At 55.1% G+C, this 17,507-nt stretch carries 15 protein-coding genes; 2 read left to right on the forward strand and 13 right to left on the reverse strand.

Annotated features, from left to right (window positions below; translation table 11 throughout):
- Window positions 1-21: 21 nt before the first annotated feature.
- The 7 genes from BI343_RS11625 to BI343_RS11650 form a co-directional block, all read right to left on the reverse strand.
- Window positions 22-558 (reverse strand): NUDIX domain-containing protein, encoded by a 537-nt coding sequence (locus BI343_RS11625; RefSeq protein WP_071109799.1) that lies wholly within the window; start codon window positions 556-558, stop codon window positions 22-24.
- The gene (locus tag BI343_RS20180; protein WP_211269420.1) at window positions 555-1,688 is read right to left on the reverse strand and encodes an ABC transporter ATP-binding protein; all 1,134 of its coding nucleotides are present in this window, start codon (window positions 1,686-1,688) and stop codon (window positions 555-557) included. Before BI343_RS20180 ends, BI343_RS11625 begins: the two co-directional genes overlap by 4 nt.
- Entirely contained in the window at window positions 1,615-2,313 is a 699-nt protein-coding gene (locus BI343_RS20185; RefSeq protein ID WP_211269421.1) for an ABC transporter transmembrane domain-containing protein, read from the reverse strand. The genes BI343_RS20180 and BI343_RS20185 overlap by 74 nt, the downstream gene beginning before the upstream one ends.
- Window positions 2,303-4,045 carry an ABC transporter ATP-binding protein gene (locus BI343_RS11635; RefSeq protein WP_071109800.1) on the reverse strand — a complete coding sequence of 581 codons (1,743 nt, stop codon included), beginning with the start codon at window positions 4,043-4,045 and terminating at the stop codon, window positions 2,303-2,305. Before BI343_RS11635 ends, BI343_RS20185 begins: the two co-directional genes overlap by 11 nt.
- Window positions 4,046-4,113: 68 nt before the next feature.
- A complete protein-coding gene (locus BI343_RS11640) occupies window positions 4,114-5,031 on the reverse strand; it encodes a bestrophin family protein (RefSeq protein WP_071109801.1) in 918 nt (305 codons plus the stop codon).
- 63 nt (window positions 5,032-5,094) lie between these two features.
- Window positions 5,095-5,502, reverse strand: coding sequence for a hypothetical protein (locus BI343_RS11645; RefSeq protein WP_043620427.1), 408 nt, complete (start codon window positions 5,500-5,502; stop codon window positions 5,095-5,097).
- Window positions 5,499-6,320 (reverse strand): hypothetical protein, encoded by an 822-nt coding sequence (locus tag BI343_RS11650; RefSeq protein ID WP_071109802.1) that lies wholly within the window; start codon window positions 6,318-6,320, stop codon window positions 5,499-5,501. The genes BI343_RS11645 and BI343_RS11650 overlap by 4 nt, the downstream gene beginning before the upstream one ends.
- A gap of 1,106 nt (window positions 6,321-7,426) precedes the next feature.
- On the opposite strand from BI343_RS11650, the gene BI343_RS11655 reads away from it, so the two are divergent.
- On the forward strand, window positions 7,427-8,116 hold the full coding sequence (locus tag BI343_RS11655; protein WP_071109803.1) for a magnesium transporter: 690 nt from the start codon (window positions 7,427-7,429) through the stop codon (window positions 8,114-8,116).
- Between the two features lie 89 nt (window positions 8,117-8,205).
- Here the strand turns inward: BI343_RS11655 and BI343_RS11660 are convergent, their stop codons facing one another.
- From BI343_RS11660 to BI343_RS19685, 3 genes are all read right to left on the reverse strand, one after another.
- Complete coding sequence (locus tag BI343_RS11660) at window positions 8,206-8,565, reverse strand: NADH-quinone oxidoreductase subunit A (RefSeq protein ID WP_043620422.1); 360 nt, start codon at window positions 8,563-8,565, stop codon at window positions 8,206-8,208.
- A 404-nt stretch (window positions 8,566-8,969) separates the two neighbouring features.
- On the reverse strand, window positions 8,970-9,533 hold the full coding sequence (locus tag BI343_RS11665; protein ID WP_071109804.1) for a hypothetical protein: 564 nt from the start codon (window positions 9,531-9,533) through the stop codon (window positions 8,970-8,972).
- A gap of 204 nt (window positions 9,534-9,737) precedes the next feature.
- Complete coding sequence (locus BI343_RS19685) at window positions 9,738-9,935, reverse strand: hypothetical protein (protein ID WP_139165713.1); 198 nt, start codon at window positions 9,933-9,935, stop codon at window positions 9,738-9,740.
- 162 nt (window positions 9,936-10,097) lie between these two features.
- Here BI343_RS19685 and BI343_RS11675 point away from each other — a divergent pair.
- Window positions 10,098-11,236, forward strand: a protein-coding gene (locus BI343_RS11675; RefSeq protein ID WP_422614097.1) for an IS3 family transposase whose coding sequence is annotated in 2 segments (ribosomal slippage) — window positions 10,098-10,353 and window positions 10,353-11,236 — 1,140 coding nt in all. Because the reading frame shifts where the segments join, the coding sequence is not laid out codon by codon here.
- A gap of 417 nt (window positions 11,237-11,653) precedes the next feature.
- Here BI343_RS11675 and BI343_RS11680 read toward each other — a convergent pair.
- The 3 genes from BI343_RS11680 to BI343_RS11690 form a co-directional block, all read right to left on the reverse strand.
- Window positions 11,654-12,070: a DUF1484 domain-containing protein gene (locus tag BI343_RS11680; RefSeq protein WP_071109805.1), complete on the reverse strand. Its 417-nt coding sequence runs from the start codon at window positions 12,068-12,070 to the stop codon at window positions 11,654-11,656.
- A 1,771-nt stretch (window positions 12,071-13,841) separates the two neighbouring features.
- Window positions 13,842-16,364 (reverse strand): DEAD/DEAH box helicase, encoded by a 2,523-nt coding sequence (locus BI343_RS11685; protein WP_071109806.1) that lies wholly within the window; start codon window positions 16,362-16,364, stop codon window positions 13,842-13,844.
- Between the two features lie 12 nt (window positions 16,365-16,376).
- Window positions 16,377-17,303 carry a HamA C-terminal domain-containing protein gene (locus tag BI343_RS11690; RefSeq protein WP_071110015.1) on the reverse strand — a complete coding sequence of 309 codons (927 nt, stop codon included), beginning with the start codon at window positions 17,301-17,303 and terminating at the stop codon, window positions 16,377-16,379.
- Window positions 17,304-17,507: the final 204 nt, after the last annotated feature.

Consider the following 17,507-nt stretch of genomic DNA (forward strand, 5'->3'; position numbering starts at 1 on the left):
TGAAAGGGCCAGGGCCCGCGTTCAGGCGTCTATCTTAGCCAGTTTGGCGGCAAAGCGCGCGAGATGCGGCTCGCTGGCGGAAGGCAGCTGGTCGAAATCAAACCAGCGCGCTTCGCGGAATTCTTCCTGGCCATGGCGCAGCGGCAGGGAGCGCGAAATCGGCAGCGCATACCATAGCGTCACATCGGTATGGCCGCCGGCGACTTCGGTGCAAGTGAGAAACGAGGCGGCTGGCACCGGCAAGCCTTTCACGCCCAGTTCTTCGAACAGCTCGCGGACCACCGTATCGCGCGGGTGCTCGCCGGGTTCGGCGTGGCCGCCGGCGGGCAGCCACAAGCCGGCGATGCGATGGTCCACCAGCAGCAGGCCGGCATCGTCCTTCAGCGCGAAATAGGTCGACAAATGCACCGGCGGCGTGGCCGGTTTCGCTCGCCGCCACAATTCCGCGCCGGAGTCTATCCAATCCAGCGCGGCCTGGCGGTGTTGGGCCTCCAGCGCGTCCAGCGGCGCGATGGCGGCCACCTCGGCGCGGATGGCCGCGCGCGCACCCAGGCTCACGCCTCGTCCTCGGTCTGCATCTGCTGCAGCAGGTACAGCCGCTGGTAGATGCCGCCCAGCCGCATCAGCTGTTCGTGGTCGCCGGTTTCGGCAATGCGGCCGTGGTTCAGCACGATGATGGTGTCGGCGTCGCGTATCGTGGACAGGCGGTGGGCGATGGAGATCAGCGTGATCTTGCCGGCCAGCCGCGTCAGCGCCTGCTGCACCAGCTGTTCGGTTTCGCTGTCGATGTGCGAGGTGGCTTCGTCCAAGAGCAGGATGCGCGGCTTGCCGGCCAAGGCGCGGGCGATGGCGATCAGCTGCTTCTGGCCGCTGGACAGCCGCGCGCCGCTTTCGCCCATATCGCTGTCGTAGCCGTTTTCCAGCGACAGGATCAGCTCGTGCACGTCGGCGGCGCGGGCGGCGTCCTCGATGGCCTGTTGCGACAGGCCGCGCCCCATGTCGATGTTTTCCCGCGCGCTGGCCGCCAGCAGGAACGGGTCCTGCGGCACCAGGCCGATGCCGGCGCGGAAGGCGGCGTCGCTGATGGATTCCAGCGGCTGGCCGTCGATCAGGATGTCGCCGTGCTGCGGCCGGTAGAAGCGCAGCAGCAGCGACAGCAGCGTGGACTTGCCGCTGCCGGTGTGGCCGACGATGCCGACGAAGCCGCCGGCCGGTATCTCCAGGCTCAAATCATGCAGCACCGGGTGTTCCGGCTGGTAGCCGAAAGTCAGCCGGCGGAAGCTGACCGCGCCGGCGGCGATGCGGCCGTCCGCCCCGGGCTGCTGCGCGGCGGGCTCCCGCAGCAGGTAGCTGACGCGGCTGGCCGCCACCACGGCCTGCTGCAGCTGGCCAAACTGCAGCGTGATCTGGATCAGCGGCTCCACCACGCGGCCGATATAGCCGACGAAGGCGTACAGCACGCCGATTTCCACGCCGCCCAGCTCGCGCGCGCCGTAACTGTAGATCACGGCGATCAAGAGCAGCACGTTGAGCAGGTCCAGCGCCGGACGCAGCAGCCAGGCGTTGGCATTCAGCTCGCGCAGCCGCGCCTGGTAGTAGCGCTGGTTGGTGTCGTCAAAGCGGCCGATGAAGCGGCCCTCGGCATTGCTGGCTTGCAGCACGGAGATGCCGGCAATCGACTCCGCCATTTGCGCGTTGATGTCGCTGCGCAGGGCGCGCGCGCGCCACCGACGGCGCGCTGAGCCGCTGGTACAGCCAGATGATGGCGAATGTGGCCGGGAACAGCAGCAGCGTCACCAGCATCAGCCGCCAGTCCAGCCAGGCCATGGCCGCCAGCGCGCCCAGCACCACGATGCTGCTGTTGAGGATGACGAACAGCGCCTGCACATACAGCGCTTTGACCGACTCGGTGTCGTTGGTGACGCGGCTGACCAGCTGGCCGGTGATGGCTTGGTCGAAAAAGGCCATGGGCAGGCGGATGACATGGCCGTACACTCGCTCGCGCAGCCGAACCACCGCGCGCATGGCCACGCCGGCCAGCCGCACCAGTTGCTGGTAGCGCAGCACGGCGGCCGCCACGCCCAGCAGCAGGCTGCCGGCCAGCAGGCCGGCGATGGCGCCCCATTCCAGCCGGTGCGGCAGCAGATAGCTGTCGATGAAGATCTTGCCCAGCAAGGGGGCGGCTGCTTCCAGCAGGGCGGCGATCAGCAGCCAGCCGCCGCCGCGCCACAGATGGCTCAAGTCGGGGCGGGCGGCGTCGGTCAGCAGGGCGACGGCCTCGCGGGTTTGGGTGCGGGTGGCGTCAGATTTCATCGAGGCTGGCCTCCAGTTGTTGATAGCGCCACTGGCTGGCGTACCAGCCATCGCCTTGCAGCAGTTGCTCGTGACTGCCTTGTTCGGCGATGTGGCCGTGGTGCAGCGCGATGATGTGGTCGGCGTCGGCCACGGCGGACAGGCGGTGGCTGACGATGATCACGCTGCGGCCGCGCCGCGCCTCGCGCAGGTGTTGCAGGATTTGCGTCTCGGTCTGGGTGTCCACCGCGGACAAGGCGTCGTCCAGCAGCAACAGCGGCGCGTCGGCCAGCAGGGCGCGGGCGATGGCGACGCGCTGGCGCTGGCCGCCGGACAGGGCCACGCCTTTTTCGCCCACGGGCGTGTTGTAGCCTTGGGGCAGGCGCAGGATGTCCTCGTGCACCGCCGCCAGCCGCGCCACGCGTTCTATCTCTGCCTGGCTGGCTTCCGGCCGCGCCAGCGCGATGTTTTCCGCCACGCTGGCGGAGAACAGGAAGGCCTCCTGCGGCACCCAGCTGATGGCGCTGCGCAGCGTCGCCAGGCGGTAATCGGCGATGTCCACGCCGTTCCAGCGGATATTGCCTTGCAGCAGCGGGTATTGCCGCAGCAGCAGCTTCAGCAGTGTGGACTTGCCGCTGCCGGTGGGGCCGACCACGCCCAGCGTGCGGCCTGGCGGCAGGTCTATGGACACTTGGCGCAGCGCGGCGGCGGCGTCCGGCGCGTAGTGGAAAGTCAGCTTGTCGAAATGCACGGCGCCGGGCGTCAGATCGGCGCGGGTGCCGCAGTCCGCCACATCGAGCTCGGCGTCCAGCGTCGGTTGCAGCCGCTGCCAGGCGGCGGAGCCGCGCTGCAGCAGCGACAGCACCCAGCCGGCGGCGAACATCGGCCAGATCAGCTGCACCAGATACATATTGAAGCTGGTGAGCGCGCCTATGGTCAGCTGGCCATGCCATACCAGATAGCCGCCCACCGTCAGCGCGATGGCGGTGGCGGAAACCAGGGATACGCCCACCACCGGCTCGAACGCCGCCTCTCCGCGCTGCGCCTCGAAGCTGCTGTGAGCGGCGGCCTCGGCCAGTTGCGCCAGCTCGGCGTCGTTGCGCGCTTCCAGCCCCAGCGCGCGCAGCGTGCGCACGCCGCTGAGCGTTTCCTGCACGTGATTGTTGAGCTTGCCGAAGCGCTTCAGCGCCTCGTCCCAGTGATGGTGGATGTATTTGGCGATGCGGGAGAAGGCCCAGGCCATGAAGGGAAACGGCAGCAGCGCGGCCAGCGCCAGCCGCCAGTCCACGCCCAGCGTCATCATGCCCAGCACCAGCACCAGGGACAGCGCGCCGTCAAAGCCGGCCAGCATGGCCTCGCCGGCGGCCATTTCCACCGAGTCGATGTCATTGGTGGCCAGCGCCATCAAATCGCCGGTGCGCTGGCTTTGGAAAAAGCCCGGCCCCTGCCGCGACAGCTGCTTGTAGAGCCGGGTGCGCAGCTCCACACCCAGCTGGTAGGACACGGAAAACAGCTGCAGCCGCCAGCCCACGCGCAGGAAATAGATGGCCAGGCCCATGCCCAGCAGCCAGGCCAACTGCTCCAGCAGCGCGTCGCCGGACAGCTTGCGCGCCACCAGCGCATCCACGATGTGACCCACTTGGCGCGGGATCATGACGGTCAGCACCGCCACCGTCGCCAACATCAGCGCCGCCAGGATGTAGGAACGCCAATGGCGAGAGACGAAGCTGAATAACAGACGGGACAGGGTCATGGACGGACCGGGCTTAAGTGGGGGAGTGGTCCATTCTATGGTAAGGCCATTGTCATTGCCACCTTCTATCAATGAAGGTAGATGCCCTGCTTGGGCGGCGCGGGAATATCCAGCGGCAAACCCTGCATTTCGCGCAGCGAGCTTTCTATGGTGTGGCAGAGCGTGGCCAGCGGGAGATCGTTGCCTTCGGTGCCGAACGGATCTTCGAGTTCTTCGGCAATCTGCTCCAGCGCGAAATAGGTATAGGCGATGAAGACCGCGATCGGCGGCGTCAGCCAGCCTATGCTGGTCACCAGTCCGGCCGGCAGCAGCAGACAATAAATGGTGATGGTGCGGTTCAGCAGCACGCGGTAGGTGAAGGGCATGGGGGTGGAGGCGATGCGCTCGCAGCCGCCCAGGATTTCCGACAGCGTGTTCAGATTGCGGTCCAGGGCGTGCCATTGCAGCTCGCTGAGCTGGCCGGCATGCTGCAGCCGCTGCGCTTCGCGGCCCAGCCAGGCCAGGATCAAGGCTGGGCGGAAACGCCCGGCCAGCACCTTTTCCAGCGCGTCCGCCGGCAACAAGCGGCGCAGCTGCGCCTCCGCGTCCAGGCCGCGCAATTGCGCCTTCAGCGCGTAGGCAAAGGCGCATACGCCGTCGATGAAGCGGCGGCTGTCGTCGTTGTCTCCCAGCGCGGCCAGCATTTGCCGGCTCAGCGAGCGGCTGGCGATCAGCAGCGCGCCCCATAATTTGCGGGCTTCCCAGAAGCGGTCATAGCTGACGGAGTTGCGAAAGCCCAGGAAGATGGCCAGCGATACGCCCAGCAGCGTGAAAGTGGGGATGCTCAGCGAAGAGTCGCGAAGGCTTTGCAGCCACCAGTGGCGCAAGCCGGCGGCGACCAGCCCCACCGCCAACACCATCAGCAGCCGCGGCCAGATGCGCGGCAGCACCGAGCCATGCCAGACGAACAGCAGGCGGAACCAGGACGGCGTGTTGCGGACGATCATGCGCGAAGAGAAGGGGACAAAAATTGAATGTTACACAATTATCCGCAACATGACCTTGTCAATTCAGCCTTTGCCATCCAGCTTGGGCAGCGGCATCAGCCCGGTGTTCTCCTCGCGGCTTTCATCCTGCAATCGCCATTGCCGGGCATTGCCGCGCGCGTCGAACAGCACCACCAGCTCTTTGCTTTGGTGGCTTTGCGCGCGGAACAGCAGCGAAACATTAGTGAAGTTCTGCCATTTGGGCTGATATTTGTCGCTGCGATACACCCATAGCTGGCGGCCATCGCCGAATCGGATTTTGTCGTCCGGCCGTCCAAGCATGGCTTGCAGCCTTGGCTGGGCGGCTTGCGATTGCTGCAGCAACTGCCGGATCTGCTGGCTATCCGCCTCCTGCAAAGTGGTGTTGCCGATCACGGCGCAGCCCGATAGCGCGGCGGATACACAGGCGAGGGCAGGGAGGAGGCGATTCATGGCTTCTCCAGCGGTTCGAACAGCACTACGGTGTCGTCAGGCCAATCGGCCGATTCCAGCGGCAGCGAATACAGATATTCGCGCGGGTAAGGCCAGCTGGCGAAAGGGCTGGTGGTGATGGCGCTGCCGTATTGCCACACCGCCGGCAGCAGCAAGTGCTTGTCGCCATGGCGCAGGGTGATGGAAAACAGCGGCTGATCGGCCACGAACAAATAATGCGGCGGCTGGTTTTGATAGGGGCTGGCTTGGACTTGCAGCTGGCCAAGTTGTTCAAGCTGCTTTTTCAGCAGCAGCGAGGCTTCGCGCAGGCAGCTTTCCAATTCGTTCAGGCAGTCGGGTTTGCGTGATCCTGGCAGGCAGTGGCTGTTTTCGCTGGCGGCGTTCAGTCCGCTTTGCGCATCCACCGCGCATTCCAGCCGCAAGTCGCCCAGCCGGCGCGCGCCGGCGGGAATATCGGGGCTGCGGATGTCCGGGCGCCACAAGGCAAGTTGTCCCGATTTCGTCGCGGCTTGCAGCGATTGGCCGGCGACTGGGGCCGGCCAGGCAAAGCTGGAGCGTTCATCCAATGGCACGCGGCTTTTTGCGCCGCCGGCAGTCAGCGTCAGCGTGAGCGGCCCCTGGGCCAATAAGCGGTAGCGTAGTTGCGCGCGCGGGGCCAGGGCATGGTGTTGTTCGAACGCGGATTGGGCTTTGATGAACACATCGGCGGCGCGCTGGTTGTGATCGGGGATGTTGGCTTGGGCCTGGGCCGAAAGCAGGCAGCAGATGGACCATGCCCAAAGAAAGCGGAAAGGAATGGGGCGCAGGGCGGCTCTCACGGATTCTCCTATGCCTGATAGCCATGCATTCGCAGGCGATTGGGTGGCTATGATAATTCTAATGACATTTTAATTGTGATTTTTTATGCTAAATATCTAGATTCGGTTGCCGGGAAAACAGGCTGGCGGCACGGCTTTTATCCAGCGACAGACAGCAAGCTCCGGCGGTTCTTTGGGTGGGAATGTTAATTTAAAATGAGTAAATTTAAAAATTTACTGGCTGATATGGATTTTATCGATTGTGTGGTCGGAAAAATGTAAAAACGCTGTCACAAAGTTTGATTTGATCGGTTCGGACGGATATAGTCTGCCGCGTTATCCACAAAGCAAAGGTTCATCGTGAACAACGACGGGTGTAGTCGATTCTTCATCGACACGTCGCTTTGCGGGATTCGCGCAGTCTGATTCTTCTACTGCCGCATCCTGCAAGCCAGGGTGTGGCGTCACAGGCCCTCGGGCCTCCGCTCTCTCCTCTTTTGCCTTCGGGCCGCGCGGGCCGGACTGAGTCCGCCGCAACGCATCCGCCAGTTCCTATTGAACCGGAGCTACCGACACGCGCCGCCATGGCGGCTGCCTGTCAGCTTCTTCCATTTATCCGCCACACGGAGATTTCGATGTCTGAAGAACCAGAACCTCGACCGTGCCGGCCGGAGCCGTTGTCCCGCTGACCTTGGTCTTGGCGGGCTGTGGCAGTCCCGTCGGCATGACCCGGAAATGGGCGCGGCCTAGTCACGTCTATCTCTTCCCTGCTCTGAATGATTCCGTCCTCGCGCGGAGGCTGCCTTGCGTCTGTTGCATATAGACGCGGCTCTTTCGCCCTGATGATGATCAGGGGTGCTTAGGGGAGGAATGGATGCAAGGCTCAAGCCGTTTTGCCCAGTCCGGTTACCTGCACTCTCCAAGCAATATCGCACGCCCTTCGCCGGTAGGTGTTTGATTCTCAAACCTTCCTGCAGGGAGGGCAACGTATTGCCTGAAGAAACGCCTTTTTACTCAAAATGACTGAAATTTTAATTAGCACGCACTAATTAAACGATTATTCCAGGCGGGCGAAAATAGTGGATGCAAGCCCGGATGAGCCCGCCTGCACGGGAAAGGAATGCCAAATGAACCAAGCAAGCAAAATCTACATGACCGACGCGCAAGGCATGCGCTGGGTAAACGCCGACTACGTGAAGGAAGTGGCGGACGATATCTCTGATTTTGGCGGCAACCACGCGATCGATGGCAATGATCTGGACATGAAGCGGGACAGCATCTGGCGCATCTTCCGCGTGCGCGCCATGTGGCTGCTCATCTTGACGGCCTTTGGCATCTTGACCAGCAGCATCATTGCCGGTCAGACCGAACTACTGGACCAAGCCATCATTCTGGCGGCCTTCCTGCCGGCCATTGTGGATATGGGCGGCAACTCCGCCAGCCAGGTCGCCACGCTGGTCATCCGCTCCATCGCGCTGCAGGACTTGAAAGTCCGCGCCAAGGATGTGTTCCTGGTATTGAAAAAGGAAATCGTGATTGCCTGCATGCTGGCTGCCGTTGTCGCGGTTGCCGAGGTGGTGATGGCTCATTTCACCAAGTCCCCTGGCGGCGACATTCTGCTGGTGGTGGGCGTTTCCATGTTCGCCTGCACCCTGACCGGCTCCATCATTGGCGCAGTGCTGCCTTTTGCCGCCAAAAAGTTCGGCGCCGATCCGGCCACCCTGTCCTCGCCGATGCTCACCAGCATTTGCGACTTTGTGGGCGTACTGATCTATCTGGGCTTCGCCATGGTGATTCTGGGCGGCAATCTGGTGTAAGCGTTTCGCGTGGGCAGGTTTGGCATCTGCCGCGCAAAGAAAAAGGCCGTCCCTTGTGGACGGCCTTTTTGCGTCGCGCGGCTAGGCGCTCAATCCCACTCCAGCGCGCCTTTTTTCCATTCGTAGAAAAAGCCTATGGTCAGGAAAGCCAGAAATACCGCCATCGCGCCCAGGCCAAACAGGCCCAGCTCGTCTTTCAGCGTCACCGCCCACGGAATCATGAAGGCCACTTCCAGATCGAACAGGATGAACAGGATGGCCACCAGGTAGTAGCGCACGTCGAAGCGTCTGCGCGCGTCGCCAAAGGCCTCAAAGCCGCACTCGTAGGGCGACAGTTTTTCCGGGTCTGGCCGGTTGGGGCCTAGCAAGCGGCCCGCCAGCATAGGCAGAACTCCCATCAGCAGGCCCACCACGATGAACAGCAGGATGGGGAAGTAGTTTTCCAGCATGGCTATCGATTCCTGTTGCGATGACTAAACAGGGATGGACCATCAAAAATTGAGGAATAGCCGCAAAAAAACGTAAAAAGTAGGTAAAAGCCGCAGAGCATAGACGATGGGCATAGCAAAGGCCACCGTTTGCGGTGGCCTGGCTGGGGATGGCCTTCCGGCCATCCGGCGCTGTTGCCCTTCGCATCATCCGCAGCTTGGCCGACGCCGTGGTACAGGGCTCCTGCCTGTGGGCGCGGTCTGGTGGGTGTCTGCGGACTGGGTCGAGCAATGGCGCAGGATCTGAAAAGGTTTGGAAAGATGGTTGCTGGCTGGCCGCTAGGCATGCTCTCCATGGTGAGACTATCGGGTATTGCCTGTACTTAATATCGGCGCTTTGCCGGATAACTAAATCCCTGTTTTGGTTACGTTTTGCATCCATTTGTAGCGGCGTAGGCGCATCGGCCTATGTAGTGCCAATGCAGATAGTCCGCGCTGTCTGCCAGATTGGACGCACGCCACGGCCGATAGCCGGCGGCGCAAATCCCCACCGTGGCGTTGCCCAGGCGCGGCGCGGGCAGTCCCACCAGCATGGCGGCCCGTTGCCGGGCATCCGGGATGGTGGCTTCGCCGCGCCAGTGGCGGCAGCTTGCGCAGTTGTTGTGCTTGGCAGCCAGCCGTTCGGCTTGCGGGCGCGGCAGGTGTGCGTCGAATTCCAGAATCGCCGCCCGCTCTTCAAATGCCTCCACGTCGTCGGCGTGGGCGTGCTCGGGGTGATGGACATAAAGATGGGCATCCAGCGCCGCAATCAACTCCGCCGCCGGTACGCCGTCATCGTGAAGCTGGCGGCCCAGCGTTTCCAGCCAGCAGGCGCGGTCGTCGTCGCGCCAGCGCTCCAGCCGGCAGATGCGCTCGGCTCGAGCTTGCAGCGGCGCCGGCAGGATGGCGGGCGGAATCGCGCGGTCGATGGCTATGGAGAAAGCGTGCATGCCCTGCCTTTCTGTCGGAGTGGAGGCGGAAAGCCCGCGCCGGGCCGGTTTACGCCATAGGGTGCGACAGAAAATATGATGGGGCGAGCAGACAGGGTTCAGCGCTGACAGCGCCAGAAAATATCAACAGGATGAGAGAGGCAATTCGCCTGAGACCCGAGAAGTTATTGATCAAGAACTGCAAAGGAGCGAACGGAAAATCAATCATTGAGCTAAGCGTTGGGCTTGGCTTGATTTATCCAAATCATAAGGCTGATCTGCAAGGTGAGTCAATTTGTTTGGATTGCGCATGACATACAGGGCGGATATTTTTTTTGCATGATTGGATGCTATGGCAACGCTCATATAAAGCTGGTCCTGTTGCCAAAATAGTATTCCCGGCATGCCATTGATGACTTGCATCTGCAGTTTTATTTGTGATTTTTTTGCGTTTTGCCAGATTCCCTGAATCAACCTTGAAACCGGACGGGCACCAGTCAAAGGCGCCAGCAGTTGATCTGCTCCCCTCAGCTCCTACCAATCAAAAGTAGAGAGAAGTCTGTCACTTGAAGGAAAATGACGGATATGAAGAAGAGCAGATACACCGAAGAGCAGATCATCGGCTTTCTCAAGCAGGCCGAACTCGGCATGGCCATCAAGGAGGTCTGCCGCCAGGGAGGCTTCTCTGAAGCCACCTTCTACAAATGGCGAAGCAAATACGGCGGCATGAACGTCGCGGAATTGCAGCGCGCTCGCGATCTGGAAGCCGAGAATGCCCGGCTCAAGAAGCTGCTGGCCGAAGCCCACCTCGATATCGAAGCTCTCAAGGTCGCCTTCGGGATAAAGCGCTAGCCCCGCAAGCCAAGCGGCAGGCCATCCGCATCATGCTAAGCAGCGGACTGGCATTGTCGGAACGCCGCGCTTGCCGGCTTGTGGGGCTTTCTCGAGACGCCTGGCGACATCCGCCGCAAACCGATGCATTCACGCATCGGCTGACCGCCCGCATCATCGATATCGCCCACACGCGCCGCCGCTTTGGCTATCGGCGAGTGTATGACCTGTTGCGCGCAGAGTTTCCGGGCATCAACCACAAGCGGGTGTACCGCTTGTATCGCGAACAAGGTCTGGCGGTTAGACGACGTAACCGTCGGCGTAAGCTGACCGGCGTGCGCACGCCGCTGCAAGCCGCTACACAGTGGAATGAGGTGTGGAGCATGGATTTTGTCAGCGACCAGTTAGCCAGTGGTCGGCGCTTGAAATGCCTGACGGTCGCCGATGACTTCAGCCACGAAGCGGTGCAGATTGCGGTGGATTTCTCGATGTCCGGTCAATACGTCACGCGGATGTTGGATCAGGCGGCGCAATTTCGCGGCTATCCGTCAGCGATCCGGACGGACAATGGGCCGGAGTTCACCAGTCGGGCATTCATGGGCTGGGCGCAAAGCCGCGGCATCCGCCACATCCTGATTCAACCAGGCCGGCCGATGCAGAATGGTTACATCGAAAGCTTCAATGCCAGACTCCGCGACGAATGCCTGAACGAGCATGTCTTTGATTCGCTGGCGGAGGCCAGGCAGATCATCTCCGCGTGGCGGGACGATTACAATCAAGTCCGTCCCCATGGATCGATTGGCCGGATACCGCCAGCGGAATTTGCGGCACGCCATCGCCAGGCACAATTAGCAAGCCAAAGATCAGCAGGTTCCACCACCATGCAAACCTAGGACTTCTCTCCTGATTGCTGGTATGGCTAGCGGGGGCAGATCACGGGCGCAAAGCGGCAGAGTGGAAAGATTTTATTTGCAAGTGCACAGTCGCGGAATTGGGTTTAGGAGAAGAACCCTTGATGCCTCATGAGCCGCCGCAAAACATTTTTCCAGGGCTGCTTGCCATGCAGAAACTCTATGAGACGCCTCGTCGCAGCGGAGAGATGCGAACAGAGCACGGCTTTACTACGGGCTGAGAAGTTGGCTTGACCCAGCTTCCGCATCTTTTTGACTATTAGATAGCTTCGATCCCAAGAGCGGTAACCTGCGTTTGCCGCTCTTGGCTCATGGATTCAATAGGCATTGCAATGAACGACAAACAACCGCACGGCAGGCACCGTGCGGTTGTTCCCTGCGCGTGATGTTTTGTGTTGCTTACAGCACGCGGGTGAGCAGGGTGAGCGATTCGCCCATCCGTTTATCCAGCGGCTCCAGCAATTCCTTGATGCGGCTGGATGGCAGGCGCACGTCGTCGCCCAGGCAAGCGAGCAAATCGATCACGGATTGCAAACCCAACTGGCCATGGGCGAGGTGGCAGATGGACTCCACCACCGCCTGCTCGATGTCGTGGCATAAATGCGCCACGCGCGCGGCCGGTTCTCTGACCTTGGCTTGGTCCTTGCCGGCCAATTGCTCTTGCAAGGCGGCAAAGGCTTCATGCAGCCGGGTCATGGCCAACAGGCTGGGCGGATGGGTGGGGACTTGATTGTGTAGCAGCCAACGGCTGCGGGCGGGGTAACGGTTTTTCAGGGAAACGGCAAGGTGAGACGAACTGCGGGTGATGCTAGGCATGGCAAAACCCTCCTTAGGTTGTTTCGCCTGCCGCTCGTCGCCAAACGAGGGTGGCAGGCGCATGGCAGGGTTGGCGAACCGGACCTAAGGAACCGGCATACCCGGAGGTATCCCCACCAAGGCCCGCCATGGATTGCGCGTAGCAATGGTGTGTGTGGACAAGCCGCAGTCAAAGCTGCGTCAGTCCGCCTTAGGTAACAGGTCGCCAAACCTGATGCCGCTATTGAACGGCACGGATGAGATTATCCGGAGGGAAGCCTTGTGAGGCAAGGGAATAGGGTGGGAAACCGGCTGTATTTTGAAGCAGTAAGTAGAATCCGCTGCGCGGATGATGGTTTTCAATGCCGGGGCTGCCCGGCGGCAGGGAGGGGATATTTGCTTGGCCAAATATCCCCTCCACCCCTAAAGGCCACCCTGCAAGCCTGGCCTGCGGCTTCCCGCCGGTTCCCGTCAGGCCCGAGGCGCGGCTGAACTCGTCCCGCGCTAACGTCGCGGGACTCAAACAGGCAGCCGCTTAAAACCTCGGGCCTGCCACCCGGCGGCAGGCTTGAAGGGGAGGGGCGCGTCGGAAACGCTTTTGCTTTTTGCGAGCGATAAGCAGCGTCAGTTTTTTCGCAGTGGCTTGCGTAATCGGTAGCTGTACCGAACCGATTTGCCCATACCCCATCAGCGCAAGCCGACTCCGAAGCCCTTCCCAAGGTTTTAAGCCGCCGCCTGTTTGAGCGGGGCGACGTTAGCGCCCCGCGAGTTCGGCGGCGCCTTGGAAAGGGCTTTGGAGTCGGGGTTTCGCAGCGCTGTTGGGTCGCCTTTTCTTTCGTCCATTTCTTTTGGCGAAGCAAAAGAAATGGACCCGTCCAGCCGGGCGGAACCGGCACTTAAATATTTGTCCGCGGAGCGGACGCAAAACCAATAATTATTGCGCAGTAAACGTTGGGCTTCGCGTGGCTCAGCCCAATCCAGCCTACAGTCCTTGATGGGATTGGCCGAGTCGCAAACGTACTTGCGTTTTGCGAGTCAGAGTCTCTCTCGAAAACGTCATTCAATTTGTTGAAACTATTGAAGTATTTTTTATTTTAAAAATTAAATACCAACAAATGTACCAACATTGATGCGTCTTTGGTCAAAGACAGCTCTCTTGGACTCAAGAGGGTGTGAAGGTCGGTAGTCTTTGAAGGGATCGAATTGGTTCTCTAATGTATTGAATTTATTTAGTTTAATTTTTTCAAGCCATTTCATCGTCCCCGACAGGGATTGAATTGAATTGCTAGTATATTGATTTTTATGAAATATATTTTTGTACAATTTGATCAGTGCCCCCATTTGTGCCCCCAAGAGCCAATTATATCCATGGAGTCTGGGCCGCTTTTGACCAAATGCCTTGCTCGATTGAGTGGTTAGTTTTTCAAAGAGGGCGGTAGACGATCGCGAAGTCAGGTCCGAGAGCGTCTTTACAATCGCGACATCTGACGTAGTGCTGTAGCGTCAAAGTAGGGGATTTCTTCCTCGTCTCAGGAGCTTGGGTCTGATGAATAGGTCTTGAGTGATTGATCATGCGATGTGGACATTTCACAAAATCAGTGTTTGGTAGCCTCAGGTAGTGGTAGGACATTTTCAATTGGACAGACGCAAAATGTAGAACGCGTAATGGTCACTACCACTCCAAAGGCAATTTCCAAACTATTCTAAAATTAAATGAATGAGGTAGTCTTGTTTCATTTTTTCAGATATTTAGTCTTAAATTCAGATTCCATCTGATAAAATTTTCATAGAATCAGCCAATTAAATCTTTAATTTCATATTTGCATATGGTGGGCATGCTTGAGGTTCTTAAGTCAATTCTATATAGGTAATTTATGTAATCATTATGATCTTCTGCTTTAGAAAAATCGTATAAATCGATTAAGTGTATTGCAGTAAATCGAGATAGTCCTAACGCCATCAGGTTGAGCATTTTTTTATCGCAAGAACCAAACTCTAGGTATATGTGATATGGTTCAATCCTTTCAGCTATTTGGTTCTGATTTCTGACCGATAGAATATGTCTCATCATGTCTATGTATGCAGAGAAATATTTAACAAGCTTAAAGCGTATTTCATCCTCAAGGATTTTAAGAGCATCTCTAATTATTTTTGAGGCAGGGGTGGCCGGATTTTTACTTTGAACGTTACTTATTCTTTCCGATAAAATTCGCTTTGTTGGGTGCCCCCACACCCAATTGTGCGCGATCCAGCTTATGAGGCTTGCGTATTTATTATCTACATTCCACTCGAAGAATTCATAGAATTTATCAAAAATAAACTCCATTCTGGCTTTCCCGCCAGTGGTATAGGGTGAGATTGGTAGGTATTGACTTAAGCTGCTTTGTTGATTTAAATGACCAAATAAATTTTGAAGCAAATCAGGACGAATAGACTGATTTTTTGATATTATATCAATCGGGATATTTGTTTTAATATTTTTTATTGAGAGTATTGTCTTGTCAATAGAGTGAGAGTTGCTTTCATTCCTATATGATTCAATGTGAGAAGTGTCATTCCCCCTTAGCATATCGGCGTATAATTTTCCTAAAGCAGCTTCCGCCCTCTCCTTATCTTGATCTGACAGTGGTTCTTTATTTATTAATTTCTGAAGATCGGTTCCTCCATCTTTCATAAGGTCACTGATAGCTGATGATATCTCTTGTAGCTTTTCTCCTTTATAAGATGCCTCCTTCCATTTTGATGGTCGAATGCACCATATATTCCCATGAAACTCTTTTAGTAGCCTGCCTGCCCTACCTGCTAAATTTAGAAAATCTGATCTCTTCATTGCGTGATCGCCAGATTTTGGATCTTCAATAATTATGTGTTTTGCAGGTAGATTTACTCCTTGCAGTAATGTACTTGTGCAGCATATTATTTTTACATCGCCATTTCTAAACAATCGCTCAACCCCTGATCTAACAAGGGATGGCATCTTCCCATAGTGAAAAGCAACGCCCTTCTGTAGGCATTTAATTAAGGGGTATTCAGGATGTATTTCATTTTTTAAGAACTCTATAAAAATCGCAGTGTCATCAGTTATGTCTGGTTCATCAATAATATTGGATATTTCTTCTGCTATATTTTCAGCCGCAGAAGGCTCATTTGAATATGATATTACTGAATCCGTACCATTGCTAATCATTATGGCAATATTGGCACGCTGAGTAACTTTTTCTCCTCGTAGTCTAAATTTTAATGTGTATTGGCCTATGTTGATAGTTTTCTCTCTGGTGATTAACGAGAGATTCATTTGATTCGGTTTTCTATCTACTTCAGAGAGGAGTAGGATGTTTTGTGAAACTGGCGAAAGAGACTCAACGAAATATCGGCCATTGTTATTTCGGCCAAATAGCTCAAGAAAATATGAAGGATTTTTTATCAGGGGGCTGGCAAATAATATGTCAGCGTTAGGGAATCTTGAAATGGCCATGCTGACAGCACTTTCAAGAACTATCCCTCTTTTACCTTTTTGAATCTCATGAGCTTCATCTACGATTAAAGATGTTATGAATAAATGCTCATCAGGTGTGTTTAGTAAGCTTAGTAATCGCTCTTGGGTTAGTACGTAAATTACTGCGCTCTTAATTTTTTCTCTTTGTACTGGAAATGGTGCCGTTCTAATTATGGCATCATGAATTGAATTTTCCCGCAAGGTATTTCGGATTCTGCTTGATACTTCAGATATTAATGCTCTGGTTGGAACAATGTAAACAATGGATTGACCTTTTTTATTGTTAATCTTCCTAATTAAGTCTAAGTTTAAAATGAATGATTTGCCTGCAGATGTTGGGGCAGAAAAGCTGATTGATTTTTCTTCTTGTAGCGATTTGAATAGTTTGTACTGAAAATCTGTTAATAAGGTTGGATTCTCACTGTTAATGTAGATTGAGTTTTCTGCCTCTCTAGCAATGCACTCAAGTTTAAGAGCTGCTGAAACTGGTCGGATCTGACCATTTGTATACCTATTTCTTAGTAAGGTCCTTCCCGGGAAATTACCAATTCTAGACAAAATTACTTCTGCGGCATTTATAACTTTTATATTTCCGCCATCTGTTATTTCTAATAGCCTTGTTATTATCTCGTAACATAAAGCAAGATCATCGCTATTTTCTGAAAGTGATAGTATCGATGCTTGTCCGAATAATTTGGAAATATCTCTATCTGAAAGTTCTTCAATCTCAACATCGTTTGTTATTTTAAAGATCTGCTTTTTTATGCTATTGATTTCCAGTTTCGAAATCAATTCCTCTAGGTATGCAATGTTTTCCATTTTATTTTCCGGTTAGTTTAGAGCATCATTAAAGGCATTTCTAAATTCTACGACGGATGGGAATGGGATGAAAAAAACTTCAAAGCGTAAGTGTTTTTTATTGAATTTATCAAATTTATTTTGTAGTAACTCAATAAGTCGAGGGGTGTCTTGAGAAAATTCATGTAGGAAGTTGTTTTCTAATTCTCTTGAACCATTCCCTGATAAGCTAGCGAATTTTTTAAAATCATAACCAATAAGACAGGCATGGTTTATTCTAACGTTTGGCCCTGGTTGTCCATGAATTATTAATGATGATATTGCTTTCTTAACTTCTTCATCGGCATACTTAAAATGCTTTGTTGTCATGGTAAACTCATGTTCGCACATGTCAATGTCGTGAAAATCGTTTATGCTTTTTAGAGCGGCGTCCATTGCATCTGATGCTTTTTTGTAAAGCTTTGACTCTCCAAAGTAGAAATCTATTATTTGATCGATTTCATCATAGTGGGCATGTATTCCATCAGATCCCTTTACTTCATCTTTATGATTAGTTTTTAGCTCCATTTTTGAGACAACTTGCGGTGCATTTAGAATTGATTCGATTAAAAAAAATAGAAGCATTTCGCCAGCCTCTCCGGTCTTGTCGGGAGACTCATCAGTTATCTCTGGATGTCTAAATAATCGTCTAGCTTCTCTTGTTAATTGTGCTGCTTGTTGTGTGGTAAGAGTATCAGTTCTATTTTTTGATGAAATACAATAATCAATAATATATGAGTAGAGTAGATTGGCAAGCGCCTTCATCATCGGTTTTCCATTTCCATCGAACTTCAAATAATGAAGTCTAATTTCTGCAGAAATCCCATTTATTGAATATGAATGTTGCATTATGCCAATACATTGATCGTGCTCATCTTTATTAATCGATCCATAGTTGTTTAAATCTTGATATTTTTGCATTTGCATTTCCGATCTGCGATACATTTGATTTCAAAATGTGATATTCGTCTTTCCTGAAAGATAATCATTTATGTGATAGAAAAGTAATGATTATTAATCGGCAAGATGAATCAGATACTTATCTGTCTTTGTTCTGTGTGTGACCATTATGAAATAAAGGATATCTGCAAGCATGCTTGTTGACAATGGCATTTTGATGTGTTT

The organism is Chromobacterium amazonense (assembly GCF_001855565.1).
Lineage (GTDB): Bacteria > Pseudomonadota > Gammaproteobacteria > Burkholderiales > Chromobacteriaceae > Chromobacterium > Chromobacterium amazonense.

Bases quoted from the DNA above. Each gene is read 5' to 3' on its own strand.
- BI343_RS20180 (WP_211269420.1), bottom strand. From the start codon at position 1,688: ATGGCGGAGTCGATTGCCGGCATCTCCGTGCTGCAAGCCAGCAATGCC.
- BI343_RS20185 (WP_211269421.1), bottom strand. From the start codon at position 2,313: ATGAAATCTGACGCCACCCGCACCCAAACCCGCGAGGCCGTCGCCCTG.
- BI343_RS11635 (WP_071109800.1), bottom strand. From the start codon at position 4,045: ATGACCCTGTCCCGTCTGTTATTCAGCTTCGTCTCTCGCCATTGGCGT.
- BI343_RS11640 (WP_071109801.1), bottom strand. From the start codon at position 5,031: ATGATCGTCCGCAACACGCCGTCCTGGTTCCGCCTGCTGTTCGTCTGG.
- BI343_RS11645 (WP_043620427.1), bottom strand. From the start codon at position 5,502: ATGAATCGCCTCCTCCCTGCCCTCGCCTGTGTATCCGCCGCGCTATCG.
- BI343_RS11655 (WP_071109803.1), top strand. From the start codon at position 7,427: ATGAACCAAGCAAGCAAAATCTACATGACCGACGCGCAAGGCATGCGC.
- BI343_RS11660 (WP_043620422.1), bottom strand. From the start codon at position 8,565: ATGCTGGAAAACTACTTCCCCATCCTGCTGTTCATCGTGGTGGGCCTG.
- BI343_RS11665 (WP_071109804.1), bottom strand. From the start codon at position 9,533: ATGCACGCTTTCTCCATAGCCATCGACCGCGCGATTCCGCCCGCCATC.
- BI343_RS19685 (WP_139165713.1), bottom strand. From the start codon at position 9,935: ATGCAAGTCATCAATGGCATGCCGGGAATACTATTTTGGCAACAGGAC.
- BI343_RS11680 (WP_071109805.1), bottom strand. From the start codon at position 12,070: ATGCCTAGCATCACCCGCAGTTCGTCTCACCTTGCCGTTTCCCTGAAA.
- BI343_RS11685 (WP_071109806.1), bottom strand. From the start codon at position 16,364: ATGGAAAACATTGCATACCTAGAGGAATTGATTTCGAAACTGGAAATC.
- BI343_RS11690 (WP_071110015.1), bottom strand. From the start codon at position 17,303: ATGCAAAAATATCAAGATTTAAACAACTATGGATCGATTAATAAAGAT.